This is a genomic window from Microbacterium hydrocarbonoxydans (genome assembly GCF_000956475.1).
Lineage (GTDB): Bacteria > Actinomycetota > Actinomycetes > Actinomycetales > Microbacteriaceae > Microbacterium > Microbacterium hydrocarbonoxydans_A.
This window is the reverse complement of sequence record NZ_JYJB01000005.1, coordinates 45,940-71,813: the sequence shown is the minus strand read 5'-3', so window position 1 is coordinate 71,813 and position 25,874 is coordinate 45,940. Positions and strand designations below refer to the sequence as shown.

The following is a 25,874-nucleotide window of genomic DNA, read 5'->3' as shown; positions in this document are numbered from 1 at the left end:
TGAGGAGGACCAAGTGGCTAAGGCCAAGTTCGAGCGGACCAAGCCGCACGTCAACATCGGAACCATCGGTCACGTTGACCACGGCAAGACCACGCTCTCCGCAGCGATCTCGAAGGTGCTTGCTGACAAGTTCCCGTCCGCGACCAACGTGCAGCGCGACTTCGCTTCCATCGACTCGGCGCCGGAAGAGCGCCAGCGTGGTATCACCATCAACATCTCGCACATCGAGTACGAGACCCCGAAGCGCCACTACGCGCACGTTGACGCTCCCGGCCACGCCGACTACGTCAAGAACATGATCACCGGTGCTGCTCAGATGGACGGCGCGATCCTCGTGGTCGCCGCCACCGACGGCCCGATGGCTCAGACGCGTGAGCACGTGCTGCTCGCCAAGCAGGTCGGCGTTCCCTACCTGCTCGTCGCGCTGAACAAGAGCGACATGGTCGACGACGAGGAGATCCTGGAGCTCGTCGAGCTCGAGGTCCGCGAGCTGCTCTCCAGCCAGGGCTTCGACGGCGACAACGCTCCCGTCGTGCAGGTCTCGGCGCTCAAGGCGCTCGAGGGCGACGAGAAGTGGACCGAGAAGATCCTCGAGCTCATGCAGGCCGTCGACGACAGCGTTCCGGACCCGGAGCGCGACCGTGACAAGCCGTTCCTCATGCCCGTCGAGGACGTCTTCACGATCACCGGTCGTGGCACCGTCGTCACCGGCCGCGCCGAGCGTGGCACGCTGGCGATCAACTCCGAGGTCGAGATCGTCGGACTCCGTCCGACCGTCAAGACCACGGTCACCGGTATCGAGATGTTCCACAAGCAGCTCGACGAGGCATGGGCCGGCGAGAACTGTGGTCTGCTCCTCCGCGGCACCAAGCGCGAGGACGTCGAGCGCGGCCAGGTCATCGTGAAGCCGGGCTCGGTCACCCCTCACACGAACTTCGAGGGCACCGCGTACATCCTGTCCAAGGACGAGGGTGGCCGTCACAACCCGTTCTACACGAACTACCGCCCGCAGTTCTACTTCCGCACCACCGACGTCACCGGCGTCATCTCGCTGCCCGAGGGCACCGAGATGGTCATGCCCGGCGACACCACCGACATGACGGTCGAGCTGATCCAGCCGATCGCCATGGAGGAGGGCCTCGGCTTCGCCATCCGTGAGGGTGGACGCACCGTCGGCGCCGGTACGGTCACGAAGATCATCAAGTAAGCATCCGCTTCCTTCGCAAAGGGGTCGAGCCTCCGGGCTCGGCCCCTTTGTGTTTCCCGGTTGCGCGTCTCTTCCGTATATCGCGACGGCCATGCAGAATGAGTGCTGTCGGCCCGTCGGCCGGCAGCACACACCTCAGAAGGGGGAATCACACATGGGTATCGAGGACGCTGTCAACAAGGGCAAGGATCTCTTCGAGCAGAACAAGGACAAGATCGAAGAGGCGGTCAAGAGCGAGCAGGCTGAGGACATCAGCGACAAGGTGCTCGACGGTGTCGCCGACTTCGCCAAGAAGATCGCCCCCGGTGCGGCCGACAAGATCGACGAGATCCGTGAGGGTGCAGACAAGGCCGTCGGCAACGAGTAGTCCTTCGCACGTATTCGAGCGGCGGTCCTCCCCAGGGAGGGCCGCCGCTTCTTCGTGCGCCCGCCCAGTGCGGGACCCGGTATTCCGCCGGCCGGTATCGCGTTCCACCGTGGTCATCCCGTAGAATAGCCAGCGGCCGTCTGGGGATCTTGCGGCCGGGAATGCCGAAGGGGTTCGGCATTCCGACGATGCGCGGGTCTTTTCCGCGTTCGACACTGGGGAACGATCTTGGGGATCATCGTGCGACGCGTGCGCTCTGCGCACCTCGGCTCCTCCCTGCCTGCGCGGCGGGTCTCTCGCCGCGCCCTCGAACGAGGAGAGCGGCGTCCCTTCGCGCTGCCTTCCTCGCGTCCGGTGCGCCCCCTCGCGCTGGACGCCCTCCCCAAGCGGGGCGAGGCATGGGGATGCCTCGCCCCGCTCTCCTGAGACTGTGTGCGACGCGATCGACGGGGCATGATCCGAGGCGCGACACGCCCGGGTTTGCACAAGTGAAATCGGGCATGGCAGAATAGACAGGTTCGACATTTCGGCGCGCTCCGCGTGCCGGATCACCATCACGAAAGTGCATAGGCGGCGTCGTCTCGCAAGGGATGCAGCGCAGGGACCTAGGCCGCGGGTGGCAGGACATCCCCGACACCTCTTCGCAGAGGCTCCGTCATGCGTGGCGGAGGTCGGCATCCGTCCGTTGCAAGACGTGCGGGATGACAGAAGAACAGTGGTGCAGCCCTTCGAAGGGCTCAGGGCTCAGGCCCTCGAGTCCGAGAAGCGAAGTGCCTGGCGCGAACCAGCGCCGTCGTGCGTCCAATGCCCCAGGGTCACCCGGCCCCGGACGGTAAGACGCCTAAAGAGAGAGAGCAGACAATGGCGGGACAGAAGATCCGCATTCGCCTGAAGTCGTATGACCACGAGGTCATCGACACGTCCGCACGCAAGATCGTCGACACCGTGACCCGTGCGGGTGCGACTGTCGTCGGCCCCGTGCCCCTTCCGACCGAGAAGAACGTCGTGTGCGTCATCCGGTCGCCCCACAAGTACAAGGACAGCCGCGAGCACTTCGAGATGCGCACCCACAAGCGTCTGATCGACATCGTCGACCCGACGCCCAAGGCTGTCGACTCGCTGATGCGTCTCGACCTGCCCGCTGACGTCAACATCGAGATCAAGCTCTGAGGTCCGCCATGGTTGACATCAACGCAAAGATTTCCAAGGGCATGCTCGGCACCAAGCTCGGCATGACCCAGGTCTGGACCGAGGACGGCAAGATCGTCCCGGTCACCGTGATCGAGCTCGCGCCGAACGTGGTCACCCAGATCCGCACCCCCGAGAAGGACGGCTACAACGCCGTCCAGATCGCGTACGGTCAGATCGACCCCCGCAAGGTGAACAAGCCCCTCACCGCCCACTTCGAGGCCGCAGGCGTCACGCCGCGTCGTCACGTCACCGAGATCCGCACCGCGGATGCCGCTGACTACTCGCTGGGCCAGGAGCTCACCGTCGACGCCACGTTCGAGGCCGGCCAGCTGGTCGACGTCGTCGGCACCAGCAAGGGCAAGGGCACCGCCGGTGTCATGAAGCGTCACAACTTCAAGGGCGTCTCGGCTTCGCACGGTTCGCACCGCAACCACCGCAAGCCCGGTTCGATCGGCGCATCGTCGACCCCGAGCCGCGTCTTCAAGGGCATGCGCATGGCCGGCCGTATGGGTGGCGAGCGCGTGACCGTTCTCAACCTCACGGTGCACGCCGTCGACATCGAGAAGGGCCTGCTGCTCGTCAAGGGCGCTGTCCCCGGTGCTCGTGGCCGCATCGTCTACGTCCGCAACGCAGTGAAGGGTGCCTGATCATGGCTGACTCGACTCTCGCGCTCGACGTCCTCAAGGCAGACGGCAAGAAGGCTGGCTCGATCGAGCTTCCCGCCGAACTGTTCGACGTCAAGACGAACATCCCGCTGATCCACCAGGTCGTCGTCGCGCAGCTCGCCGCCGCGCGCCAGGGCACCCACTCGACCAAGCGTCGCGGTGAGGTCTCCGGTGCAGGCCGCAAGCCCTTCAAGCAGAAGGGCACGGGTAACGCCCGTCAGGGCTCCATCCGCGCGCCGCACATGACCGGCGGTGGCATCGTGCACGGCCCGAAGCCGCGCGACTACTCGCAGCGCACCCCCAAGAAGATGATCGCCGCCGCCCTCCTGGGCGCGCTCAGCGACCGCTTCCGCGGTGAGCGCATCCACGCCATCGAGTCCTTCGGCATCGACGGAACGCCTTCGACCAAGACCGCGGTGAACTTCCTCACCAACGTCGTCTCGTCGAAGAACGTCCTCGTCGTGATCGAGCGGGGCGACGACGTGACGCTGAAGAGCATCCGCAACCTGTCGAACCTGCACGTGCTGACGTTCGACCAGCTCAACGCCTACGACGTGCTCGTCTCCGACGACATCGTCTTCACCCAGGCCGCTCTCGAAGGCTTCATCGCCTCCAAGACCGGCGCCAACCAGGAGGTCTCCGCATGAGCGAGCAGGCAGCTGTTCTCCAGACGGCCCTGAACAAGGACCCGCGCGACATCATCCTGAAGCCGGTCGTGTCCGAGAAGAGCTACGGGCTCATCGACGAGGGCAAGTACACCTTCCTCGTCGACCCGCGCGCTTCGAAGACCGAGATCAAGCTCGCCATCGAGAAGATCTTCGGCGTCAAGGTCGCCGGCGTCAACACGATCAACCGCGTCGGCAAGGCTCGTCGCACCCGCTTCGGCACGGGCAAGCGCAAGGACACCAAGCGCGCGATCGTGACCCTGAAGTCGGGCACCATCGACATCTTCACGGCAGTCGGCTGACCGGGGGATAAGGACAAATCATGGCTATTCGCAAGTACAAGCCCACGACCCCGGGCCGTCGCGGCTCGTCGGTGGCTGACTTCGCCGAGATCACTCGATCGACGCCCGAGAAGTCGCTGCTGCGCCCGCTCTCCAAGACCGGTGGTCGCAACAACCAGGGCCGCATCACGACCCGTCACATCGGTGGTGGCCACAAGCGCCAGTACCGTGTCATCGACTTCCGTCGCAATGACAAGGACGGCGTCAACGCCAAGGTCGCTCACATCGAGTACGACCCCAACCGCACCGCGCGCATCGCGCTGCTGCACTACTTCGACGGCGAGAAGCGCTACATCCTCGCGCCGGCGAAGCTGAAGCAGGGCGACATCATCGAGTCGGGTCCCGCGGCTGACATCAAGCCGGGTAACAACCTGCCGCTGAAGAACATCCCGACGGGTACCGTCATCCACGCGATCGAGCTCCGCCCCGGTGGCGGCGCGAAGATGGCGCGTTCGGCCGGTGCATCCGTCCGTCTCGTCGCCAAGGACGGCCCCTACGCCCAGCTGCGTCTGCCCTCGGGCGAGATCCGCAACGTCGATGCGCGCTGCCGCGCGACCATCGGCGAGGTCGGCAACGCCGAGCAGTCGAACATCAACTGGGGCAAGGCCGGCCGCATGCGCTGGAAGGGCGTCCGCCCGACCGTGCGTGGTGTCGCGATGAACCCGGTCGACCACCCCCACGGTGGTGGTGAGGGCAAGACCTCCGGTGGACGTCACCCCGTCACTCCTTGGGGCCAGGCTGAGGGTCGCACCCGCCACGCCAACAAGGAAAGCGACAAGTACATCGTGCGTCGTCGTAACGCCGGCAAGAAGCGCAAGTAGGAGTAAGAGAAGATGCCTCGCAGTCTTAAGAAGGGCCCCTTCGTCGACGAGCACCTGCTTCGCAAGGTGATCGGCCAGAACGAAGCCGGCACGAAGAACGTCATCAAGACCTGGTCTCGCCGGTCCATGATCATCCCGGCCATGCTGGGTCACACGATCGCGGTCCACGACGGACGCAAGCACATCCCCGTGTTCGTGTCCGAGACCATGGTCGGTCACAAGCTGGGCGAGTTCGCGCCCACCCGCACCTTCCGCGGCCACGAGAAGGACGACAAGAAGGGGCGGCGCCGCTAATGGTCGAATCGATCGCACGCGTGAAGCACATCCGCGTGACCCCGCAGAAGGCTCGTCGTGTCGTCGCGCTCATCAAGGGCAAGCAGGCCCAGGAGGCTCTGGCGATCCTGAAGTTCGCACAGCAGAGCGCCAGCGAGCCGATCTACAAGCTTGTCGCGTCGGCCATGGCCAACGCGCAGGTCAAGGCGGATCGTGACGGCGAGTTCCTCGACGAGCAGGACCTGTACGTGAAGAACGCGTACGTCGACGAGGGCACCACGCTCAAGCGCTTCCAGCCCCGTGCACAGGGTCGCGCTTTCCAGATCAAGAAGCGCACGAGCCACATCACGGTCGTGCTCTCGACGCCCGAGGCCGCTCCGGCTGCCGCTGGCGACAGCAACAAGAAGGCGAGCAAGTAATGGGACAGAAGGTAAACCCGTACGGCTTCCGCCTCGGCATCACCACTGATCACGTCTCTCGTTGGTTCTCGGACTCGACGAAGAAGGGTCAGCGCTACGCCGACTACGTGGCCGAGGACATCAAGATCCGTCGTCTGCTGCAGACGCAGCTCGACCGCGCCGGCGTCTCGAACATCGAGATCGAGCGCACCCGTGACCGCGTCCGCGTCGACATCCACACCGCCCGTCCGGGCATCGTGATCGGTCGCCGCGGCGCCGAGGCCGAGCGCATCCGCGGCGACCTCGAGAAGCTCACGGGCAAGCAGATCCAGCTGAACATCCTCGAGGTCAAGAACCCCGAGGCCGATGCTCAGCTCGTCGCCCAGGGCATCGCCGAGCAGCTCTCTGCTCGCGTGGCGTTCCGTCGCGCGATGCGCAAGGGTCTCCAGGGCGCGCAGCGCGCTGGCGCCAAGGGCATCCGCATCCAGGTCTCCGGCCGCCTCGGCGGCGCCGAGATGAGCCGTTCGGAGTTCTACCGCGAGGGTCGTGTGCCGCTGCACACGCTGCGCGCGAACATCGACTACGGCTTCTACGAGGCGAAGACCACCTTCGGCCGCATCGGCGTGAAGGTCTGGATCTACAAGGGCGACCTCACCGCCAAGGAGCTTGCTCGCGAGCAGGCCAACGCACCGAAGGCCCGTCGTGACGACCGTGGTGGCGACCGCCGCCGCGCGCCGCGCAACGAGGCCCCCGTCGCAGAAGGAGCGTCTGCCTGATGCTTATTCCCCGCAAGGTCAAGTACCGCAAGCAGCATCACCCGAAGCGTGATGGCCAGGCCACCGGCGGCACCCAGGTGTCGTTCGGCGAGTACGGCATCCAGGCGCTCACCTCGGCGTACGTGACCAACCGTCAGATCGAGTCCGCTCGTATCGCGATGACCCGTCACATCAAGCGTGGTGGAAAGGTGTGGATCAACATCTACCCCGACCGTCCGCTCACCAAGAAGCCGGCTGAGACCCGAATGGGTTCCGGTAAGGGATCCCCCGAGTGGTGGGTCGCCAACGTCAAGCCGGGCCGCGTCCTCTTCGAGGTCGCGGGTGTCAACGAGCAGCTCGCTCGTGAAGCACTGACCCGAGCAATTCACAAGCTGCCGCTCAAGGCACGCATCATCAAGCGCGAGGAGGGCGACGCGTAATGGCGATCGGCACCAAGGAGCTCGCCCCGGCGGAGCTCGACACGTTCGAAGACCAGCGCCTCGTTGAGGAGCTGCGCAAGGCCAAGGAGGAGCTGTTCAACCTCCGTTTCCAGTCGGCCACCGGCCAGCTGGAGAGCCACGGCCGCATCCGCGCCGTCAAGCGCGACATCGCGCGCCTGTACACCGTGATCCGCGAACGTGAGCTGGGCATCCGTGCGACGCCTGCTCCCGTCGAGGCTCCGGCCAAGAAGGCGACCAAGTCGAAGGCGAAGAAGGCGGATGCCGCTGACGACGCCACGAAGGAAGAGGCTGAGTGATGGCCACCAAGAAGGAAGCCGCTGTCGAGGCTGAGCACGCCGCGCACGACGTGCGCGATGCGGAGGCTCGTGGCTACCGCAAGTCGCGTCGTGGCTACGTCGTCAGCGACAAGATGGACAAGACCATCGTGGTCGAGGTCGAGGACCGCGTGAAGCACCCGCTTTACGGCAAGGTCATCCGCCGCACCTCGAAGGTCAAGGCGCACGATGAGACCAACTCCGCCGGCATCGGCGACCTGGTCCTCATCAACGAGACCCGCCCGCTGAGCGCCACCAAGCGCTGGCGTCTGGTGGAGATTCTGGAGAAGGCCAAGTGATTCAGCAGGAGTCCCGCCTCAAGGTCGCCGACAACACCGGCGCGAAGGAACTGCTCACCATCCGTGTTCTCGGTGGCTCGCGCCGCCGCTACGCGGGTCTGGGCGACACCATCGTCGCGACCGTCAAGGACGCGATCCCGGGCGGCAACGTCAAGAAGGGCGACGTCGTCAAGGCGGTCATCGTCCGCACCAAGAAGGAGACGCGCCGTCCCGACGGCTCGTACATCAAGTTCGACGAGAACGCCGCCGTGATCCTGAAGAACGACGGGGAGCCCCGCGGCACCCGCATCTTCGGTCCGGTCGGCCGTGAGCTTCGTGACAAGAAGTTCATGAAGATCGTCTCCCTGGCACCGGAGGTCATCTGATCATGGCGAAGATCAAGAAGGGCGACCTGGTTCAGGTCATCACCGGCCGCACCCAGGCCAAGGGCGGCGACCGCGGCAAGCAGGGCAAGGTCCTTGAGATCCTTGTCGAGCAGAACCGCGTCATCGTCGAGGGTGTGAACTACGTCACCAAGCACTCGCGCGTCGGCCAGACGCAGCGCGGCACCAAGACGGGTGGCCTCGAGACGATCGAGGCTCCCATCCACATCTCGAACGTCGCAGTCGTCGACCCCTCGACCAAGAAGCCGACCAAGGTCGGCCACCGGGTCGAGGAGCAGACCAAGGACGGCGTCAAGCGCACCGTCCGCGTGCGTTACGCGAAGAAGAGCGGTAAGGACCTCTGATGGCAACGACTGACGCTGCGGAGGCTGTCAAGGTGCAGCCCCGCCTGAAGGCGAAGTACAACGCTGAGATCAAGAAGGCTCTGCAGGAGCAGTTCGGCTACGCGAACGTCATGCAGATCCCTGGCCTGGTCAAGGTCGTCGTGAACACGGGTGTCGGCGAGGCAGCTCGCGACAGCAAGGTGATCGATGGTGCGGTCGACGACCTCACCAAGATCACCGGTCAGAAGCCGATCGTCACCAAGGCGCGCAAGTCCATCGCACAGTTCAAGCTGCGCGAGGGTCAGCCCATCGGCGCTCACGTCACCCTCCGCGGTGACCGCGCCTGGGAGTTCGTGGACCGCCTGGTCTCGCTCGCTCTGCCCCGCATCCGCGACTTCCGCGGTCTGTCGGACAAGCAGTTCGACGGCAACGGCAACTACACCTTCGGTCTCCAGGAGCAGAGTGTGTTCCACGAGATCGATCAGGACAAGATCGACCGGGTTCGCGGTTTCGACATCACCGTCGTGACCTCCGCGAAGACGGATGACGAGGGTCGCGCCCTGCTGCGCGCACTCGGCTTCCCGTTCCGCTCGGACGACGCGCAGGCGTAAGCCTCGACATGTGAGAGCCGGATGCTGCGTTCACGCGCAGCATCCGGCTCCCGTCATGCCGTACAATTGAAGATTGCGTGTCATCGCAGGCCGTCTGTCGTGTAACGGCAGCCGGAACCGTATGAACAAAGGAAACCAACAATGACAATGACAGACCCGGTCGCAGACATGCTGACCCGTCTGCGCAACGCGAACTCGGCGCACCACGACTCCGTGACGCTGCCGTCGAGCAAGCTGAAGACGCACATCGCCGAGATCCTCCAGCAGGAGGGCTACATCGCCGGCTGGGAGACCTCCGACGCTCGCGTGGGCCAGAACCTGACCCTGCAGCTGAAGTACGGCCCCAACCGTGAGCGTTCGATCGCGGGCATCAAGCGCGTGTCGAAGCCCGGCCTCCGCGTCTACGCGAAGTCGACGGAGCTCCCCAAGGTCCTCGGCGGCCTCGGCGTGGCCATCCTGTCCACCTCCTCCGGTCTTCTCACCGACCGTCAGGCTGAGCAGAAGGGCGTGGGCGGAGAAGTTCTCGCCTACGTGTGGTAATTCGAAATGTCGCGTATTGGACGACTTCCCATCGACGTTCCCGCGGGCGTGACCGTTTCGGTCGACGGCCGTGAGGTCGCGGTGAAGGGCCCCAAGGGTGAGCTCACCCTGACGGTGGCCAGCCCCATCGAGGTCGCGGTCGAGGAGAACCAGGTTCTCGTCACCCGTCCCGACGACGAGCGCGCGTCGCGGTCGCTTCACGGCCTGACCCGCACGCTCATCAACAACAACATCATCGGCGTGACCCAGGGCTACACCAAGGGTCTCGAGGTCGTCGGCACCGGTTACCGCGTGGCTCAGAAGGGCAGCTCGGTCGAGTTCGCCCTCGGCTTCTCGCACCCGGTTCTGGTCGACCCGCCCGCCGGCATCACCTTCACGGTCGAGGGCACCAACAAGCTCACCGTGAGCGGTATCTCCAAGCAGGCTGTCGGCGAGGCAGCTGCGAACATCCGCAAGATCCGCAAGCCCGAGCCGTACAAGGGCAAGGGTGTGCGCTACGCCGGCGAGGTCGTGCGTCGCAAGGCCGGAAAGAGTGGTAAGTAACCATGGCTCTCAAGTCAAAGTCTGACGCCCGCGCGCGTCGTCACGCCCGCCTTCGCAAGAAGGTCGTGGGCACCGAGTCGCGTCCGCGTCTCGTCGTCAACCGCTCGGCCCGCCACGTCTTCGTGCAGCTGGTCGACGACAGCAAGGGTCACACCGTCGCGTCGGCTTCGACGCTCGAGACCGACCTGCGCGCGTTCGAGGGTGACAAGACCGCCAAGGCCCGCAAGGTCGGCGAGCTCGTCGCCGAGCGCGCGAAGGCTGCAGGCGTTTCCGAGGCAGTGTTCGACCGTGGTGGCAACCGCTACGCCGGTCGCGTCGCCGCCATCGCCGACGGCGCTCGTGAAGGGGGCCTGGCACTGTGAGTGACAACAAGGAGAACGAAGTGACCGAAGCGGCTGCTGCCACTTCCGAGACGGCCGCCGGCACCACGCAGGCCGAGCCGACTCGCGATCAGCGTGATGGCCGCCGCGGTGGCCGTGACCGCAACCAGGGCGGTCGTGACCGCAACTCGCGCGACCGCGGTGACAACCAGTTCCTCGAGCGCGTCGTCACCATCAACCGCGTGTCGAAGGTCGTGAAGGGTGGACGCCGGTTCAGCTTCACCGCTCTCGTGGTCGTCGGCGACGGCAACGGTCTGGTCGGCGTCGGCTACGGCAAGGCCCGTGAGGTTCCTCTCGCGATCGCGAAGGGTGTCGAAGAGGCCAAGCGCAACTTCTTCCGCGTTCCGCGCGTCGGCAGCACCATCCCGCACCCCGTGCAGGGTGAGGCGGCCGCTGGTGTGGTCCTGCTCCGTCCGGCCGCTGCCGGTACCGGTGTCATCGCGGGTGGTCCCGTGCGCGCCGTGCTCGAGTGCGCCGGCATCCACGACGTGCTGTCGAAGTCGCTCGGCTCGTCGAACACGATCAACATCGTGCACGCGACGGTGACGGCTCTGAAGCAGCTCGAGGAGCCCCGTGCGGTTGCCGCGCGTCGTGGCCTCGAGTTCGACCAGGTCGCACCTGCGCGTCTCGTCCGTGCCGAGGCTGAGGCTCTCGCTGCACAGAAGGTAGGTGCCTGATGGCCGCCCGGCTCAAGGTCACGCAGATCAAGTCCAAGGTGAGCGAGAAGCAGAACCAGCGCGACACGCTGCGTTCGCTCGGTCTGAAGCGCATCGGTGACACCACCGTCCGCCCTGACGACGCCCAGACTCGCGGCTATGTCCGTGCGGTCGCACACCTCGTCAAGGTTGAGGAGATCGACTAATGGCTGAGAAGAACGAAGCCGTCGAGGCCGAGAAGGCCCCGAAGAAGGCCGCAGCCCCCAAGGCTGCCGCCGAGAAGAAGCCTGCTGCGAAGAAGGCTCCGGCGAAGGCTGCTGCCTCTGCCAAGGCCGACACCGCAGCCAAGAAGGCCGCTCCGAAGAAGGATGCTCCGGCATCCCGTCCCGGCGTCCTGAAGGTGCACCACCTGCGTCCGGTCCCCGGATCCAACACCGCGAAGACCCGTGTCGGTCGCGGTGAGGGCTCCAAGGGCAAGACCGCCGGCCGCGGAACCAAGGGCACCAAGGCTCGCAACACCGTTCGCGTCGGCTTCGAGGGTGGGCAGATGCCTCTGCACATGCGCACCCCGAAGCTGCGCGGGTTCAAGAACCCGTTCCGCGTCGAGTACCAGGTCGTGAACCTGGAGAAGCTCGCGGAGCTGTACCCCGCAGGTGGCGATGTCACCGTCAGCGACCTGGTCGCCAAGGGTGCCGTTCGCAAGAACGAGAAGGTCAAGGTTCTGGGCAACGGCGACATCGCCGTGAAGCTCACCGTCTCGGTCGACAAGGTCTCGGGTTCTGCCGAGCAGAAGATCGTGGCAGCGGGCGGAACCGTCAAGTAACCACTGCGAAAGAGGGGTCGGAGAAATCCGGCCCCTCTTTTGAGTTACCCTGGTCTTTCAGCCATCCCTCAGGGATTGGCAACCTTTTCAGGAGGAACGCCCTTGTTTAGCGCCATCGCGCGGATCTTCCGCACGCCCGACCTGCGTCGGAAGATCGGTTTCACCCTGGCGATCGTCGCCATCTACCGTCTCGGATCCAATGTCCCGGCTCCGTTCGTGAACTTCCCGAACGTCGAGGCGTGTCTCGCCGAGAACAACGGGACCGACGGCCTGCTCGGACTCGTCAACCTCTTCTCGGGTGGCGCACTGCTGCAGCTGTCGATCTTCGCGCTGGGCGTCATGCCGTACATCACGGCGACGATCATCACGCAGCTCCTCCGCGTCGTCATCCCGCACTTCGAGGCCCTGCACAAGGAGGGCCAGGCCGGGCAGTCCAAGCTGACCCAGTACACGCGCTACCTCACGATTGCGCTCGCGCTGCTGCAGTCGACCACGCTGGTCACCGTGGCCCGCAGCGGTCAGCTCTTCGGCAACACCGACGTCGCCGCCTGCCAGACCCTGCTCACGAACGAGGCGTGGTGGGCCCAGCTGCTCATCATCATCGCCATGACCGCAGGCACGGGCCTCATCATGTGGTTCGCAGAGCTCGTCACCGAGCGCGGCATCGGCAACGGCATGTCCCTGCTGATCTTCACCTCGATCGCCGCCACGTTCCCCGGCGCGATGGCGCTGATCTGGCAGACCAAGAGCCCTGAGATCTTCTTCATGGTCATCGCGGTCGGCATCATCGTGATGGGGCTCGTCGTGTTCGTCGAGCAGTCGCAGCGACGCATCCCGGTGCAGTACGCCAAGCGCATGGTCGGGCGCCGCACCTATGGCGGCACGAACACGTACATCCCGATCAAGGTCAACATGGCGGGTGTCATCCCGGTCATCTTCGCCTCATCGCTGCTGTACATCCCGGCGCTGATCGCGCAGTTCAACACCCCGCAGGACGGCTCGACCCCTGCTGCATGGGTGACGTGGATCACGTCGAACTTCACCAAGGGCGACCACCCGGTCTACATGCTGGCGTACTTCCTGTTGATCATCGGCTTCACCTACTTCTACGTGGCGATCACGTTCAACCCCGTCGAGGTCGCCGACAACATGAAGAAGTACGGCGGGTTCATCCCCGGCATCCGCGCCGGTCGCCCGACCGCCGAGTACCTCGACTACGTGCTGACCCGCATCACGCTCCCTGGTTCCATCTACCTGGGCCTGATCGCCCTCATCCCGCTCATCGCCCTTGCGACTGTCGGCGCCAATCAGAACTTCCCGTTCGGCGGTGCGTCGATCCTGATCATCGTCGGTGTCGGTCTGGAGACGGTCAAGCAGATCGATGCACAGCTGCAGCAGCGTCACTACGAAGGGCTCCTCCGATGACCGCATCCGCTCGTCTTCTCATCGTCGGCCCGCAGGGTTCCGGCAAGGGCACGCAGGGCGTGCGCATCGCGGAGTCGTTCGGCATCCCCGTCGTCTCCACCGGAGACATCTTCCGGGCCAACATCAAAGAGGGCACCGAACTCGGCCAGCAGGTCACGGCGATCCTCGATGCCGGCGACCTCGTCCCCGATGAGCTCACCAGCGCGATCGTGCGTGATCGCCTGTCGCAGGACGACGCGGCAGCGGGCTTCCTGCTCGACGGCTACCCGCGCAACACGCATCAGGTCGAGCACCTCGATGAGTTCCTCGCCGGTCGCGGTGAGTCTCTCGACGCGGTGATCCTGCTTGACGTGCCGCGCGAGGAGAGCATCTCGCGTCTTGCGCTGCGCGCCACGGAGCAGGGCCGCACGGACGACACGCCTGAGGCGATCGCACACCGTCTGGACATCTACGAGCACGAGACGGCCCCGATCCTGTCGGTCTACGGCCCGCGCGGCATCGTCGACACGATCGACGGCGTCGGCACCCTCGACGAGATCACCGAGCGCATCTTCGCCGCTCTCGACGCACGCGGACTCCGCGTCGCGGTCTGAGATGTTCCGTCGTTCGATCTACAAGACGCCGGCTCAGCTGCGATCGATGCTCGAGCCTGGCCTGATCACGGCCGCGGCGCTCGACGCCGTCGCTCCGCTCGTTCGGCCCGGAGTCTCGACGATCGAACTCGACGCTGAGGCGAACCGCGTGATCGTGGAACGCGGAGCCGAGTCGAACTTCCAGCTCGTGCGCGGATACCACCACACGATCTGCGTGTCCGTGAACGAAGAGGTGGTGCACGGCATCCCCGGTTCGCGCGTTCTCGAGGCAGGCGACATCGTCTCGGTCGACGGGGGAGCGCAGTTCGAAGGCTGGAACGGCGACAGCGCTCGCACGTTCATCGTGCCCGGTGGTGCGGATGCTGCGCTCGTCGCCCGGCGCCAGGAGCTGTCGCGTGTGACCGAGGGCTCGATGTGGGCGGGAATCGCCGCGATGGCTTCGGCTTCGCACATCGGCGAGATCGGCGCCGCGATCCAGGACTACATCGAGGCGCAGGGAGTGTCTGAGGTCTCCGGCCGCCCGTACGGGATCCTGCGCGAGTACGTGGGTCATGGCATCGGCCGCAAGATGCACGAGCCGCCGAGTGTGTTCAACTACCGCACGCCCGACCCCGGAGCCGAGATCAAGCCCGGTCTCGTGCTCGCGATCGAGCCCATGGTCACCGCCGGCGGCGAGGAGACCTTCGTCGAGGACGATGACTGGACGGTCTCGACGATCGACGGCTCCGACGGATCGCACTGGGAGCACAGCGTCGCGGTGCACGCCGACGGCATCTGGGTGTTGACCGCGGCCGACGGGGGTGCCGCAGGCCTCGCCGCCTTCGGCGTCGTTCCGACGCCCCTCGCGTAGGGGCGGTTCGAGTAGAGGAACGTTTGCCGGTGACCGCTCTCGTTCGCGGTGAGTTCCTGCTTACGATGTGACTTCCGTCGTTATGCGTGAGTTCCGGTTTCCGGCGTGACTTCTCTTGTCTCGGGTGAGTTCCGGCTCACGGGGTGACTTCCCATGCCTGGGGTGTGGAGTTCGTGCAGGGATCCGGGTGTCATCGTGGCGCGGCTACCTCTGTGCAGAAGAGGAAGCTCGCGCGTGGTCTCTGCTGCGTCGCGTGTGACGTCGTGCACCGCGCGCGGCCTCCTGCGCCGGGCGTGACGTCCTCACCACGCGTGACCTCCCGCTTCGCGCGTGACCTCCGGCGCGAGGCGGCGTAGGTCACGCAGAGACCAGGAGGTGACCGATGACGCGCGAACACAACCGCTGCATAGGAAAGACCAGGCACAATGGATGCATGGGTGTGCATACACCCGAAGACTTCAAGCCGGACTCACGCGGGTGAGCCTCGACAGATCGGAAAGCAATGGCAGTCGCCAAGAAGAGCACGAACTGGTTCGTCGTCGGCGTGTCCACGGCCGTGGTGATCGTCCTTGTGGCGATCGGCGCAGCCGTCTGGTGGGCGAACTCGCTGGCGACGGGCCCTGGCACGGCGCCCCAGAGCGCGCTCGTGGACAAGGACACGGGAGCGATCACCTTCGGCACCGGCGACGACGTGGTCGACACCTACGTCGACTTCATGTGCCCGATCTGCGGCGACTTCGAGGATCAGTACGGCGAGCAGCTGCAGACCGCGGCGGCCGACAACGCGATCACGCTGAACATCCACCCGATCTCGATCCTCGACCGGTACTCGCAGAACACCAAGTACTCGACCCGTGCCGCGAGCGCGATGTACTGCGTGGCGGACAAGGCGCCGGATGCCGCTCTCGGCTACTTCAACTCGCTCTTCACGAACCAGCCCGAGGAGAACTCGGTCGGCCTCAGTGACGACGAGCTGGCCTCGCTGGCGAACGAGGCGGGTGCAGGCGCTGCGGCAGACTGCATCGCCGACGGCACGTACAAGACGTTCGTCGCGTCGCAGACGACGAAGCACGACATCCAGGGCACGCCGACCGTAGAGGTCAACGGCAAGCGTCTCGACCTGCAGGCGGGCGAGATCACCAAGCTCGAGGACGTGCTGGCCAAGGCCGGCACGGCGGGCTCCGGAGCAGACGGCGACAGCTCCGACAAGTGAGCCACGCCGACGGCCCCGGTCTCAGCTTGCTGGAACCGGGGCCGTCGGATATCATAGATCTTTGGTGCCTTGTGCCTTGATTCGGCGTGTCCGAGTCGGTGCGGCATCGCAATCCCAATCACCCACCGCAGATCGACCGGTCTGCAGAAGCGTCAGCGAGGCTATGGCTAAGAAAGACGGTGTCATCGAGATCGAGGGCGTCGTGTCCGAGGCGCTGCCCAACGCGATGTTCCGCGTTGAGCTCACCAACGGACACAAGGTTCTGGCAACGATCTCAGGAAAGATGCGGCAGAACTACATCCGCATCATCCCCGAGGACCGCGTGGTCGTGGAGCTCAGCCCCTACGACCTGACCCGCGGTCGCATCGTCTACCGCTACCGCTGATCGGTCGAGAAGTAACACCCCAGGCAACCCTGCCTGCCCGGTGAAGACAGCGAACAGGAACACATCATGAAGGTCAACCCCAGCGTCAAGCCGATCTGCGATCACTGCAAGGTGATCCGTCGTCACGGCCGCGTCATGGTCATCTGCAAGAGCAACCCGCGCCACAAGCAGCGCCAGGGCTGATCTTTCCGATCTGACTTACAACTCAATACACACGGCAGGATCAGACGCTTCGACACATTCGGCGCCCCAGAGGGGAGCTGAGGGGATCGGAGCCGACACCTCGGGGCGGAGGCCCGAGCACCGATCCTGCTCCACACCTCCACAACATCCAGGAGAACCGCATGGCACGTCTTGCCGGCGTTGACATCCCGCGCGACAAGCGCGTGGTGATCGCCCTTACCTACATCTACGGCGTCGGCCGTACCCGCTCGGTCGAGATCCTCAAGGCCACCGAGATCGACGAGTCGATCCGCGTGAAGGACCTCACCGACGACCAGCTCATCGCTCTTCGCGACTACATCGAAGGCAACTACAAGGTGGAGGGTGACCTGCGCCGCGAGGTCGCAGCAGACATCCGCCGCAAGGTCGAGATCGGCTCCTACGAGGGCATCCGCCACCGTCGTGGTCTCCCGGTCCGCGGTCAGCGCACCAAGACCAACGCCCGTACCCGCAAGGGCCCGAAGCGCACCGTCGCCGGCAAGAAGAAGGCCCGCTAAGCAGCGGCCCCAGGGACTAGGAGAACATTTTCATGGCTGCACCCAAGGCCGCCGCGCGCAAGCCGCGCCGCAAGGAAAAGAAGAACATCGCGCTGGGCCAGGCCCACATCAAGTCGACGTTCAACAACACGATCGTCTCGATCACGGACCCGTCCGGCGCCGTCATCGCCTGGGCTTCGTCGGGTGGCGTGGGCTTCAAGGGCTCCCGCAAGTCGACCCCGTACGCCGCCGGCATGGCTGCCGAGTCCGCTGCTCGTCAGGCTGCGGAGCACGGCGTCAAGAAGGTCGACGTCCTCGTGAAGGGTCCGGGCTCCGGCCGCGAGACCGCGATCCGCTCGCTGCAGGCCGCCGGCCTCGAGGTCGGCTCGATCCAGGACGTCACGCCGCAGGCGCACAACGGATGCCGTCCGCCGAAGCGTCGCCGCGTCTGATCCGGCTCCGTGAGTCGCTCGCCCTGTAAGGGGCGAGCGACTCACTGCCCGCCCCCGGCGCAGTGCGCCCGGCCGCGGGCCCGACGGCAACGTCACAACTAAAGACCTCACCCCACCACATGTCATATAGCGGGCATGTGATCGAAAGGAACACAGAGTGCTTATTGCACAGCGTCCCACACTCACCGAGGAAAAGATCGTCGAGAACCGGAGCCGGTTCATCATCGAGCCTCTGGAGCCCGGCTTCGGATACACGATCGGCAACGCGCTTCGTCGCAGCCTGCTGTCGTCGATTCCCGGCGCCGCTGTCACCAGCGTCCGCATCGACGGTGTGCTGCACGAGTTCAGCACCATCCCCGGCGTGAAGGAGGATGTCACCGAGATCATCCTCAACATCAAGCAGCTCGTCGTCTCGAGTGAGCGCGATGAGCCCATCACGGCGTACCTGCGCAAGACCGGTGCGGGCGAAGTCACCGCCGCCGACATCTCGGCTCCCGCCGGTGTCGAGGTGCACAACCCCGAGCTCGTCATCGCGACCCTCAACGACACCGCGAAGTTCGAGCTCGAGCTCACGATCGAGCGTGGCCGCGGCTACGTCTCGGCGACGCAGAACCGCAACGAGTACGCCGAGGCCGGTCAGATCCCGATCGACTCGATCTACTCGCCCGTTCTCAAGGTCAGCTACCGCGTCGAGGCGACTCGTGCCGGTGAGCGCACCGACTTCGACAAGCTCGTCCTCGACGTCGAGACCAAGAACTCGATCAGCCCGCGCGACGCCGTCGCCTCGGCTGCGAAGACGCTCACCGAGCTGTTCGGCCTCGCACGCGAGCTGAACGTCGAGGCTGAGGGCATCGAGATCGGCCCGGCGCCGGTGGAGGCTGTGAACTCCAGCGAGCTGTCGATGCCGATCGAGGACCTCGACCTGTCTGTGCGCTCGTACAACTGCCTGAAGCGTGAAGGCATCAACACCGTTTCGGAGCTCGTCGCCCTGTCGGAGACGCAGCTCATGAACATCCGCAATTTCGGCCAGAAGTCGGTCGACGAGGTGCGCGACAAGCTCATCTCGCTCGGTCTGTCGCTCAAGGATTCGGTGCCCGGTTTCGACGGCGCCCACTTCTACGGCGGCAGCGAAGACGAGTCCTTCTGATACCCGACCTTTCCTGACCAGGAGTTAGACGATTATGCCCAAGCCCACCAAGGGTCCCCGCCTCGGAGGCGGCCCCGCCCACGAGCGCCTGCTGCTTGCCAACCTCGCCGCGCAGCTGTTCACGCACAAGTCGATCACCACGACCGAGACCAAGGCGAAGCGCCTGCGTCCGCTCGCAGAGCGTCTCGTGACGCTCGGCAAGCGCGGCGACCTGCACGCGCGTCGTCGCGCGCTCACGGTGCTGCGTTCCAACAAGGACGCCGCTCACGTGCTGTTCAACGAGATCGCTCCGCTGGTCGCCGACCGTGAGGGCGGGTACACCCGCATCACGAAGATCGGCAACCGCAAGGGCGACAACGCTCCCATGGCCGTGATCGAGCTCGTTCTCGAGCCCGTCACCCCGAAGGCGAAGTCGACCAAGAAGGCCGCAGCTCCCAAGGCCGAGAAGGCTGAGAAGCCGGCTGAGGTCGTCGAGGAGGCTCCCGTCGAGGAGGCTCCCGTGGACGAGGCCGCGGACGCCGGCGCCGAGTCGCAGGCCGAGGGCGAAGCAGCCGAGGCTGCCGCCGCGGACGCTGTCGAGGAGAAGTCCGAGTAAGCATCTCGCTCGCATCGAAGAAGCCCGCCACCCGTTCGGGGTGACGGGCTTCTTCGCGTCTGCGATGGCTCAGGCGCGTGCGCGGAGGTCTTTGCGCAGGATCTTTCCGGAGGCCGACTTCGGGATGGCGTCGATGAACACCACCTGCCGCACCTTCTCGTGCGGCGCGACGTGTGCGGCGACGTGGGCCATCACGGCATCCGCGTCCAGCTCCGCGCCCGGCTGCACGACGACGTAGGCCCGCGGCACCTCCTGGCCGTCCTCGTCGGGCGCGCCGATCACGGCGGCGTCGGCGATCGACGGATGCTCGAGCAGCACCGCCTCGAGCACGGCCGGCGCGACCTGGTAGCCCTTGTACTTGATGAGCTCTTTGAGGCGATCGACGATGCGGAAGACGCCCTCGTGCGTCGCCGTCGCCACATCGCCGGTGTGCAACCAGCCCTCGGCGTCGAGCATCTCCGCCGTGGCATCGGGGCGGTTGAGATAGCCCTTCATCACCTGCGGGCCGCGGATGAGGAGCTCGCCTGGATCGCTGACGCCCTCGGGCGGGATCTCGACGTCGGTGCCGTCCTCTGCGAGGAGACGGGCCTCGGTGTTGGCGAGCAGCATCCCCACCGAGGAGCGGTCGATCTCCGGGCGGTCGTAGGGGATGGCGTGCGTGACGGGACTGGTCTCGGTCATGCCGTAGCCCTGGCAGACCACGCAGCCGAGGCGGTTGGCGACGGCAGAGGCGAGCGACCCGTCGAGCGGAGCGGCGCCCGAGAAGATCACCTTGATCGCGGACAGGTCGTACTGATCGATGAGCGGATGCTTCGCCAGGGCCACCGCGATCGGCGGCGCGATGAAGACCCAGCTGGTGCGGTGCTCCTGCACCACGCGAAGGAACTCGACGAGGTCGAACTTCGGCATCGTCACAAGCGCCGCCCGCTGCCGAAGCGCGAAGTTGAGCAGGACCGTCATGCCGTAGATGTGGAAGAACGGGAGCACGGCGAGCACACGGTCGTCGTCGGCGAGCGAGATCGTGGACCGGCACTGCGACACGTTGGCGATCAGGTTCCGGTGAGTGAGCATGACTCCCTTCGGACGCCCGGTCGTGCCGGAGGAGTAGGGCAGCACCGCGATGTGAGTGGCCGGATCGAAGGACACGTCCGGCGCGCCGTGACCCTCGCCCAGAAGCTGCGGAAGCGAGGGGTGACCCTCAGCGCCGTCGAGCACGATCACATGATCGGCGTCGATGCCGAGGCGTTCGGCCGCGGCCTGTGCTCCGGCCAGCAGCGGAGAGACCGTGACGAGCCATGTCGCCCCGGCATCCGACAGCTGGTTCGCGATCTCCTCAGCCGTGTACAGCGAGTTGATCGTGGTGGCGGTGGCGCCTGCGCGCAGGATGCCGTGGAACACGGTCGCGAAAGCGGGGACGTTCGGGCACAGCACGGCGACCGTGGTGCCGACTCCGACTCCGCGTGCGGCGAGAGCGCCGGCGAAGAGGTCGATCTGCCCGAGCAGCTGCCGGTAGGTCGTGGTGGCGCCGCTCATGCCGTCGACCAGCGCGATGGCATCGAGGCGTGACTCGTCGAGATCTCCGAACAGGAACTCGTGGATGGAGACGTCGGGGATCTCCACGTCGGGGTAGGGGCTGCGAACCATGAGATCTCCTTCGATCCGGGTCTGCGGACGCCACTGTCCGCTGCGATCCAGTGTCGCACAAGGAGGCATCCGGTCTCACGGATTCTTCGCGGCGGTCGCGGGCGCAGACGGCGCGGTGACCGGAGGAGGGCCTGGGGTGACCATGCGCGCGAGTAGGGTGGAATCGTGAGCGATGTCCAGAGCCTGAGCCGCGGGCCCCGCGCCTACGCATCGTTCGTCGGCATCGGCCTGGTCGCCGGGCTCCTCTCCGGACTCTTCGGCGTCGGCGGTGGCACGGTGATCGTTCCCCTGCTCGTGCTGCTTCTGCACTTCAACCAGCGACTCGGCGCAGGTACCTCGCTCGCCGCGATCATCCCCACCGCCACGGTCGGAGTCATCTCCTACGCCGTGCACGATTCCGTCGCCTGGGTGCCGGCACTGATCCTGGCCGCGGGATCGGTGGTCGGTGCGCAGATCGGCACGCGGCTGCTGCCGAAGATCTCGCAGACGGCTCTGCGCTGGGCGTTCGTGGTCTTCCTCCTCATCGTGATCGTGACGCTCTTCCTCGTGATCCCATCCCGTGACGCGGACTTCGACCTCAACTGGCTGAGCGGCATCTCCCTCGTCGCCCTCGGCGTCGCGACCGGAGTGATCGCCGGACTGATCGGCGTGGGCGGCGGAGTGATCGTCGTGCCGGCGATGATGATCGCGTTCGGCACCAGCGACCTCGTCGCCAAGGGCACCTCGCTGCTGATGATGATCCCGACCGCGGTGTCCGGAACCATCGGCAACCTCCGCAATCACAACGTCGACCTCGTGGCAGCCGCGCTGATCGGCGTCTCTGCGTGCACCACCACCGCGCTCGGCGCATGGCTCGCGACGCTGATCGATCCGCTCACCGGAAACGTGCTCTTCGCCGCGTACCTCGTCGTCATCGCCGCGCAGATGGCGATGAAGGCGATCAAGGGGCGGCCATCGGCGGGCCCGGGTACGCGGGGAAAGTAGGATCGAGGGGTGGCAGTGAACCAAGATCTCATCGGCCGGGAGTTCCCGCCGACCGCCCCCTACCTCGTCGGACGTGAGAAGGTGCGCGAGTTCGCTCGCGCGGTCTTCGCCGACGCGCCGCAGCACACCGACGTCGAAGCCGCGAGGGCGGCGGGCTTCGCGGACGTCGTCGCACCGCCGACCTTCGCGATGGTCATCCAGGATCAGACTCTGCAGCAGCTGCTCGCCGAGCCGGATTCCGGCATCGTGCTGGCCCGTACGATTCACGCGGAGCAGCGTTTCGCCTACACGCGTCCGATCGTCGCAGGAGACGAGCTCACCGGCCGCCTCACGGTCACCGGCATCCGCATGATGGGCGGGAACGCGATGATCACGAGTGAGGCCGAGATCACGGATGCCGCGGGCAGTCACGTCGTGACGGCCACCAGCGTCCTGCTGGTCGGCTCGGAAGAGGGAGCAGCCTGATGCCGTTCACCGTCGGAGACGTCATCGCCGAGCGCACCGTGCACCTGACCCGCGAGTCGCTCGTGCGCTACGCAGGTGCCTCGGGAGACTTCAACCCCATCCACTACCGCGACGACGTCGCCGCCGAAGTCGGCCTGCCGGGGGTGCTCGCGCACGGCATGCTGACGATGGGCATCGCCTCGTCTGTCGTCGTGGCGGCCCTCGAGCCGACCGCCCGCATCGTCGATTACGGCGTGCGGTTCACCAAGCCCGTCGTCGTCGACCCTGAGACCGGCGCCGACGTGCACGTGCTCGCGACCGTCGGAGCGGTCGAGGAGACGGCCGCTCGCATCGACCTCAAGGTCACGTTCGGCGACGCGACCGTGCTCGTCAAGGCGCAGCTGCGCGTCGCGATCTGATGCGCGAGGTCGAGCCGATCCGCCTGTCCGCGCTCACCACACTGCGGACAGGCGCCGCCCCTGAGCGCATGCTCGAGGCGACGACGACCGCCGGACTCGTCGACGCGCTGCAGGACGTCTGGTCGCGGGGAGACGACTGGTTCGTGCTGGGCGGCGGGTCGAACCTGTTCGTCGGGGACGAGCCGTTCGAAGGCACCGTCATCCGCGTCCTCACACGCGGCATCGAGGAGCTGCCCTCTCCGCATCCCGGCCGCATCCGTCTGCGTGCGCAGGCCGGTCATGGCTGGGACGACCTGGTCGCCTACGCCGTGGAGCACGGATATGCGGGTCTCGAGGCGATGAGCGGCATCCCCGGCACGGTCGGGGCGGCCCCTGTCCAGAACATCGGCGCCTACGGCCAGGAGGTCCAGGAGACCCTGGTCGAGGTCGAGCTGATCGACGAGCACGCCTCCGAGATGATCGTCACGGTGCCGGCATCCGATCTCGGTCTCGGATTCCGCACCTCGGTGTTCAAGCATCACTATGGCAGCGTGCCCGCGCGGCGAGCCGTCATCCTCTCGATCACGGTCGACCTGCTCGTCGCGGAACAGCGCATCGTGCGGGGCGAGCAGCTGCGTCGCGCCCTCGGCCTCGACAGCGACGAGCCTGTGCCGCTGAGCTGGGTGCGCGAGCGCATCCTCGCCACACGCGCGTCGAAGGGCATGCTTCTCGATGAGAACGACCCCGACACGCACGGCGTCGGCTCGTTCTTCCAGAACGCGATCGTCCCGGAGAGCGTCGCGCGGGCGCTCCCGCCCGAGTGCCCGCAGTGGCCGGTGACCCCCGACCTCGATGCCGTGACGGTGATCCCGCTCGCGTCGTTCGACGGCCTGGTTCCGCAGCCGGCAGTCGCGCCCGCACCGGCCGAGGTCAAGGTCAGCGCGGCGTGGCTGATCGAGCAGGCCGGCATCCGCAAGGGATTCAAGCTGCCGCGCTCCCGCGCCTCTGTGTCGACCAAGCACGCTCTCGCTCTCACCAACCGCGGGGGAGCGAGCGCGGCCGAGGTCTCCGAGCTGGCGCGCTTCATCCAGAGCCGCGTGCACTCCGAGTTCGGCCTCGTGCTGCAGCCTGAACCCGTGCTCGTCGGCGTCGAGCTGTAGGCAGCACGCGCTGCTCGGCGCGCCCATCGAACTGCGTCGGATGCGGCGCCTGATCGATCTCGGCGAGGGAAAGCCACGACGGTACCGCAGCGCCGTGCCCGACTGACGGGAACCGCGTCGGGGCGTACACTCGCGGCATGAGCGGACTCATTCCCTACCTGCTGTTCCCCGGCAACGCGGCGGAGGCTCTGAACTTCTATCAGGGCGTCTTCGGCGGCGAGCTGCAGATGCTCGACTACGCCGCAGCGGGCCGTCGTGACGGTCCGGGAGACGCGATCGCGCACGGTCAGCTCTCGGGGCTCGTCGAGATCGCCGGAGCCGATGCCGGCGCCGACGACGACGCGGTGCAGATGGGCGGGATGTTCCTGTCGCTGCTGGGAACCGCGGATGCCACGATCCTCACCAGCTGGTTCGATCAGCTCGCCGCCGGCGGACGGGTCATCGACATGCTGCAGGCGAGGCCCTGGGGCGACTTCGACGGGACCCTGGTGGATCGCTACGGCATCCGCTGGCTGATCGGATTCCACCCCGAGGACTGACTCGCTCGTCCGAACCCGACGCGTCGAAACCCCGTCCTTTCGCCGAAACCCCGCCGTGCCGACGTCGGCAGGGCGGGGTCTGGACAGAAAGCCGGGGTCTCGGCGGATGCGAGCGAGCCCGGAGTCAGGCGGAGAACAGGCGCTGCAGGCGCTGCACTCCCTCGAGGAGCTGGTCGTCGCCGAGGGCGTACGACATGCGGATGTATCCCGACGGGCCGAAGGCCTCTCCGGGAACGACCGCGACCTCGGCCTGGTCGAGGATCAGATCGGCAAGCTCGAGCGAGGTGGTCGGCGTCACGCCGCCCCAGGTGCGACCGAGCAGGCCCTGCACGTCGGGGTAGACGTAGAACGCGCCGAGCGGGTTCGGTACGACGAGGCCGTCGATCTTCGACAGCTCGGAGACGATCAGACGGCGGCGGCGGTCGAACGCCTCGCGGAACTGCTCGGCCTCGGTCTGCGGTCCGTTGAGCGCGGCGAGCGCGGCCTTCTGGGCGACGTTGTTGACGTTGCTGGTCAGGTGCGACTGCAGGTTGCCCGCGACCTTGATGGCGTCGGCAGGCCCCACCATCCAACCCACGCGCCAGCCGGTCATCGCGTAGGTCTTCGCGACGCCGTTGACGAGGATGGTCTGGTTCGCGGCCTCGGGAACCGCCTCGACGATCGACGTCGCCTTGACTCCCTCGTAGGTGAGGTTCTGGTAGATCTCGTCGGAGATGATCCAGATGCCGTGCTCGACGGCCCACTCGCCGATCGCCTTCGTCTCCTCGGCCGTGTACACCGAACCGGTCGGGTTCGACGGAGAGACGAACACGAGCACCGTCGTGCGCTCGGTGCGCGCGGCCTCGAGCTGCTCGACGGTGACCTTGTACTCCTGGTCGGCGCCGGCGAACACCTCGACGGGGGTGCCGTCGGCGAGACGGATGGCCTCGGGGTAGGTGGTCCAGTACGGAGCCGGCAGCAGGACCTCGTCGCCCGGGTTCACGACGGCCTGGAAGGCCTGGTAGACGGACTGCTTGCCGCCGTTGGTGACGATGACCTGACCGGGGGAGACCTCGAGACCCGAATCGCGCAGCGTCTTCGCGGCGATCGCCTCGCGGAGCGCCGGAAGGCCGGGAGCCGGTGTGTACCGGTAGCTCGCCGGGTCGGCCAGGGCCTCGGCCGCGGCGTCGACGATGAACTGCGGCGTCGCGAAGTCGGGCTCGCCGGCGGCGTACGAGATGACGGGCTTGCCCTCGGCCTTGAGGGCCTTGGCCTTGGCGTCGACCTTCAGAGTCGCGGACTCGGCGATGGCGGACAGTTTGCGGGAGAGGGGTGCGCGTTCGGTCACACTG

At 66.3% G+C, this 25,874-nt stretch carries 39 protein-coding genes; 37 read left to right on the top strand and 2 right to left on the bottom strand.

The window, feature by feature from the left end; translation table 11 throughout:
- The first annotated feature begins 13 nt into the window (after nucleotides 1–13).
- The 32 genes from tuf to rplQ all read left to right on the top strand — a co-directional run bounded on the left by tuf (nucleotide 14) and on the right by rplQ (nucleotide 19,374).
- Nucleotides 14–1,207: an elongation factor Tu gene (tuf, locus tag RS84_RS02670; RefSeq protein WP_045256223.1), complete on the top strand. Its 1,194-nt coding sequence runs from the start codon at nucleotides 14–16 to the stop codon at nucleotides 1,205–1,207.
- Between the two features lie 154 nt (nucleotides 1,208–1,361).
- Entirely contained in the window at nucleotides 1,362–1,574 is a 213-nt protein-coding gene (locus tag RS84_RS02665; RefSeq protein WP_045256222.1) for a hypothetical protein, read from the top strand.
- An 861-nt stretch (nucleotides 1,575–2,435) separates the two neighbouring features.
- A complete protein-coding gene (gene rpsJ, locus RS84_RS02660; protein WP_017201594.1) occupies nucleotides 2,436–2,744 on the top strand; it encodes a 30S ribosomal protein S10 in 309 nt (102 codons plus the stop codon).
- Nucleotides 2,745–2,752: 8 nt separating this feature from the next.
- The gene (gene rplC / locus RS84_RS02655; RefSeq protein ID WP_045256221.1) at nucleotides 2,753–3,412 is read left to right on the top strand and encodes a 50S ribosomal protein L3; all 660 of its coding nucleotides are present in this window, start codon (nucleotides 2,753–2,755) and stop codon (nucleotides 3,410–3,412) included.
- 2 nt (nucleotides 3,413–3,414) lie between these two features.
- Nucleotides 3,415–4,077, top strand: a complete 663-nt coding sequence (gene rplD, locus RS84_RS02650) for a 50S ribosomal protein L4 (protein WP_045256220.1) — start codon at nucleotides 3,415–3,417, stop codon at nucleotides 4,075–4,077.
- Nucleotides 4,074–4,397 carry a 50S ribosomal protein L23 gene (gene rplW, locus RS84_RS02645; RefSeq protein WP_045256219.1) on the top strand — a complete coding sequence of 108 codons (324 nt, stop codon included), beginning with the start codon at nucleotides 4,074–4,076 and terminating at the stop codon, nucleotides 4,395–4,397. Before rplD ends, rplW begins: the two co-directional genes overlap by 4 nt.
- Nucleotides 4,398–4,417: 20 nt before the next feature.
- The gene (gene rplB / locus RS84_RS02640; RefSeq protein ID WP_045256218.1) at nucleotides 4,418–5,257 is read left to right on the top strand and encodes a 50S ribosomal protein L2; all 840 of its coding nucleotides are present in this window, start codon (nucleotides 4,418–4,420) and stop codon (nucleotides 5,255–5,257) included.
- A 12-nt stretch (nucleotides 5,258–5,269) separates the two neighbouring features.
- A complete protein-coding gene (rpsS, locus tag RS84_RS02635; RefSeq protein WP_045249922.1) occupies nucleotides 5,270–5,551 on the top strand; it encodes a 30S ribosomal protein S19 in 282 nt (93 codons plus the stop codon).
- Nucleotides 5,551–5,949, top strand: coding sequence for a 50S ribosomal protein L22 (gene rplV, locus RS84_RS02630; protein WP_045256217.1), 399 nt, complete (start codon nucleotides 5,551–5,553; stop codon nucleotides 5,947–5,949). Before rpsS ends, rplV begins: the two co-directional genes overlap by 1 nt.
- Nucleotides 5,949–6,704 carry a 30S ribosomal protein S3 gene (gene rpsC, locus RS84_RS02625; RefSeq protein WP_045256216.1) on the top strand — a complete coding sequence of 252 codons (756 nt, stop codon included), beginning with the start codon at nucleotides 5,949–5,951 and terminating at the stop codon, nucleotides 6,702–6,704. The genes rplV and rpsC overlap by 1 nt, the downstream gene beginning before the upstream one ends.
- Nucleotides 6,704–7,123 (top strand): 50S ribosomal protein L16, encoded by a 420-nt coding sequence (rplP, locus tag RS84_RS02620; protein WP_045256215.1) that lies wholly within the window; start codon nucleotides 6,704–6,706, stop codon nucleotides 7,121–7,123. The genes rpsC and rplP overlap by 1 nt, the downstream gene beginning before the upstream one ends.
- Nucleotides 7,123–7,440 carry a 50S ribosomal protein L29 gene (gene rpmC, locus RS84_RS19540; RefSeq protein ID WP_045256214.1) on the top strand — a complete coding sequence of 106 codons (318 nt, stop codon included), beginning with the start codon at nucleotides 7,123–7,125 and terminating at the stop codon, nucleotides 7,438–7,440. The genes rplP and rpmC overlap by 1 nt, the downstream gene beginning before the upstream one ends.
- Nucleotides 7,440–7,757, top strand: a complete 318-nt coding sequence (gene rpsQ / locus RS84_RS02610; RefSeq protein WP_045256213.1) for a 30S ribosomal protein S17 — start codon at nucleotides 7,440–7,442, stop codon at nucleotides 7,755–7,757. The genes rpmC and rpsQ overlap by 1 nt, the downstream gene beginning before the upstream one ends.
- A complete protein-coding gene (gene rplN / locus RS84_RS02605; protein WP_025102399.1) occupies nucleotides 7,754–8,122 on the top strand; it encodes a 50S ribosomal protein L14 in 369 nt (122 codons plus the stop codon). The genes rpsQ and rplN overlap by 4 nt, the downstream gene beginning before the upstream one ends.
- A 2-nt stretch (nucleotides 8,123–8,124) precedes the next feature.
- Complete coding sequence (rplX, locus tag RS84_RS02600) at nucleotides 8,125–8,484, top strand: 50S ribosomal protein L24 (protein WP_045256212.1); 360 nt, start codon at nucleotides 8,125–8,127, stop codon at nucleotides 8,482–8,484.
- Nucleotides 8,484–9,074, top strand: a complete 591-nt coding sequence (gene rplE, locus RS84_RS02595) for a 50S ribosomal protein L5 (RefSeq protein WP_045256211.1) — start codon at nucleotides 8,484–8,486, stop codon at nucleotides 9,072–9,074. Before rplX ends, rplE begins: the two co-directional genes overlap by 1 nt.
- A gap of 141 nt (nucleotides 9,075–9,215) precedes the next feature.
- Entirely contained in the window at nucleotides 9,216–9,614 is a 399-nt protein-coding gene (gene rpsH, locus RS84_RS02590; protein WP_045256210.1) for a 30S ribosomal protein S8, read from the top strand.
- 6 nt (nucleotides 9,615–9,620) lie between these two features.
- Nucleotides 9,621–10,157, top strand: coding sequence for a 50S ribosomal protein L6 (gene rplF, locus RS84_RS02585; RefSeq protein WP_045256209.1), 537 nt, complete (start codon nucleotides 9,621–9,623; stop codon nucleotides 10,155–10,157).
- A 2-nt stretch (nucleotides 10,158–10,159) separates the two neighbouring features.
- On the top strand, nucleotides 10,160–10,519 hold the full coding sequence (gene rplR, locus RS84_RS02580; RefSeq protein WP_045256208.1) for a 50S ribosomal protein L18: 360 nt from the start codon (nucleotides 10,160–10,162) through the stop codon (nucleotides 10,517–10,519).
- Nucleotides 10,520–10,539: 20 nt separating this feature from the next.
- Nucleotides 10,540–11,214, top strand: a complete 675-nt coding sequence (rpsE, locus tag RS84_RS02575; protein ID WP_268748601.1) for a 30S ribosomal protein S5 — start codon at nucleotides 10,540–10,542, stop codon at nucleotides 11,212–11,214.
- Nucleotides 11,214–11,399 carry a 50S ribosomal protein L30 gene (rpmD, locus tag RS84_RS02570; RefSeq protein WP_045256206.1) on the top strand — a complete coding sequence of 62 codons (186 nt, stop codon included), beginning with the start codon at nucleotides 11,214–11,216 and terminating at the stop codon, nucleotides 11,397–11,399. Before rpsE ends, rpmD begins: the two co-directional genes overlap by 1 nt.
- On the top strand, nucleotides 11,399–12,016 hold the full coding sequence (gene rplO, locus RS84_RS02565) for a 50S ribosomal protein L15 (protein WP_082062001.1): 618 nt from the start codon (nucleotides 11,399–11,401) through the stop codon (nucleotides 12,014–12,016). The genes rpmD and rplO overlap by 1 nt, the downstream gene beginning before the upstream one ends.
- A gap of 102 nt (nucleotides 12,017–12,118) precedes the next feature.
- Nucleotides 12,119–13,441 carry a preprotein translocase subunit SecY gene (secY, locus tag RS84_RS02560; protein ID WP_045256205.1) on the top strand — a complete coding sequence of 441 codons (1,323 nt, stop codon included), beginning with the start codon at nucleotides 12,119–12,121 and terminating at the stop codon, nucleotides 13,439–13,441.
- Nucleotides 13,438–14,034 carry an adenylate kinase gene (locus RS84_RS02555; protein ID WP_045256204.1) on the top strand — a complete coding sequence of 199 codons (597 nt, stop codon included), beginning with the start codon at nucleotides 13,438–13,440 and terminating at the stop codon, nucleotides 14,032–14,034. Before secY ends, RS84_RS02555 begins: the two co-directional genes overlap by 4 nt.
- Nucleotide 14,035: 1 nt before the next feature.
- Entirely contained in the window at nucleotides 14,036–14,884 is an 849-nt protein-coding gene (gene map, locus RS84_RS02550) for a type I methionyl aminopeptidase (protein WP_045256203.1), read from the top strand.
- 502 nt (nucleotides 14,885–15,386) lie between these two features.
- Nucleotides 15,387–16,097: a DsbA family protein gene (locus RS84_RS02545; protein WP_045256202.1), complete on the top strand. Its 711-nt coding sequence runs from the start codon at nucleotides 15,387–15,389 to the stop codon at nucleotides 16,095–16,097.
- Nucleotides 16,098–16,260: 163 nt separating this feature from the next.
- Entirely contained in the window at nucleotides 16,261–16,482 is a 222-nt protein-coding gene (gene infA, locus RS84_RS02540; RefSeq protein ID WP_005050493.1) for a translation initiation factor IF-1, read from the top strand.
- A 66-nt stretch (nucleotides 16,483–16,548) separates the two neighbouring features.
- Nucleotides 16,549–16,665, top strand: coding sequence for a 50S ribosomal protein L36 (gene rpmJ / locus RS84_RS02535; protein ID WP_005050492.1), 117 nt, complete (start codon nucleotides 16,549–16,551; stop codon nucleotides 16,663–16,665).
- A 161-nt stretch (nucleotides 16,666–16,826) separates the two neighbouring features.
- Nucleotides 16,827–17,201 (top strand): 30S ribosomal protein S13, encoded by a 375-nt coding sequence (gene rpsM / locus RS84_RS02530; RefSeq protein ID WP_045256201.1) that lies wholly within the window; start codon nucleotides 16,827–16,829, stop codon nucleotides 17,199–17,201.
- Between the two features lie 32 nt (nucleotides 17,202–17,233).
- On the top strand, nucleotides 17,234–17,632 hold the full coding sequence (rpsK, locus tag RS84_RS02525) for a 30S ribosomal protein S11 (RefSeq protein ID WP_017829189.1): 399 nt from the start codon (nucleotides 17,234–17,236) through the stop codon (nucleotides 17,630–17,632).
- A 157-nt stretch (nucleotides 17,633–17,789) separates the two neighbouring features.
- Entirely contained in the window at nucleotides 17,790–18,779 is a 990-nt protein-coding gene (locus RS84_RS02520) for a DNA-directed RNA polymerase subunit alpha (RefSeq protein WP_045256200.1), read from the top strand.
- Nucleotides 18,780–18,813: 34 nt separating this feature from the next.
- Nucleotides 18,814–19,374, top strand: coding sequence for a 50S ribosomal protein L17 (gene rplQ, locus RS84_RS02515; RefSeq protein WP_045256199.1), 561 nt, complete (start codon nucleotides 18,814–18,816; stop codon nucleotides 19,372–19,374).
- Between the two features lie 69 nt (nucleotides 19,375–19,443).
- Here rplQ and RS84_RS02510 read toward each other — a convergent pair whose 3' ends face one another.
- Nucleotides 19,444–21,018, bottom strand: a complete 1,575-nt coding sequence (locus RS84_RS02510) for an AMP-binding protein (protein WP_045256198.1) — start codon at nucleotides 21,016–21,018, stop codon at nucleotides 19,444–19,446.
- Nucleotides 21,019–21,183: 165 nt separating this feature from the next.
- Here RS84_RS02510 and RS84_RS02505 point away from each other — a divergent pair, with 165 nt between their 5' ends.
- From RS84_RS02505 to RS84_RS02485, 5 genes are all read left to right on the top strand, one after another.
- Nucleotides 21,184–22,002, top strand: coding sequence for a sulfite exporter TauE/SafE family protein (locus RS84_RS02505; RefSeq protein WP_045256197.1), 819 nt, complete (start codon nucleotides 21,184–21,186; stop codon nucleotides 22,000–22,002).
- Nucleotides 22,003–22,011: 9 nt separating this feature from the next.
- The gene (locus tag RS84_RS02500) at nucleotides 22,012–22,467 is read left to right on the top strand and encodes an FAS1-like dehydratase domain-containing protein (RefSeq protein WP_045256196.1); all 456 of its coding nucleotides are present in this window, start codon (nucleotides 22,012–22,014) and stop codon (nucleotides 22,465–22,467) included.
- On the top strand, nucleotides 22,467–22,865 hold the full coding sequence (locus tag RS84_RS02495; protein ID WP_045256195.1) for a MaoC/PaaZ C-terminal domain-containing protein: 399 nt from the start codon (nucleotides 22,467–22,469) through the stop codon (nucleotides 22,863–22,865). Before RS84_RS02500 ends, RS84_RS02495 begins: the two co-directional genes overlap by 1 nt.
- Entirely contained in the window at nucleotides 22,865–24,004 is a 1,140-nt protein-coding gene (locus RS84_RS02490; protein ID WP_045256194.1) for a UDP-N-acetylmuramate dehydrogenase, read from the top strand. The genes RS84_RS02495 and RS84_RS02490 overlap by 1 nt, the downstream gene beginning before the upstream one ends.
- A gap of 137 nt (nucleotides 24,005–24,141) precedes the next feature.
- Nucleotides 24,142–24,543, top strand: coding sequence for a VOC family protein (locus RS84_RS02485; protein ID WP_045256193.1), 402 nt, complete (start codon nucleotides 24,142–24,144; stop codon nucleotides 24,541–24,543).
- A gap of 124 nt (nucleotides 24,544–24,667) precedes the next feature.
- Here the strand turns inward: RS84_RS02485 and RS84_RS02480 are convergent, their stop codons facing one another.
- Complete coding sequence (locus tag RS84_RS02480) at nucleotides 24,668–25,870, bottom strand: pyridoxal phosphate-dependent aminotransferase (RefSeq protein WP_045256192.1); 1,203 nt, start codon at nucleotides 25,868–25,870, stop codon at nucleotides 24,668–24,670.
- Nucleotides 25,871–25,874 lie beyond the last annotated feature (4 nt).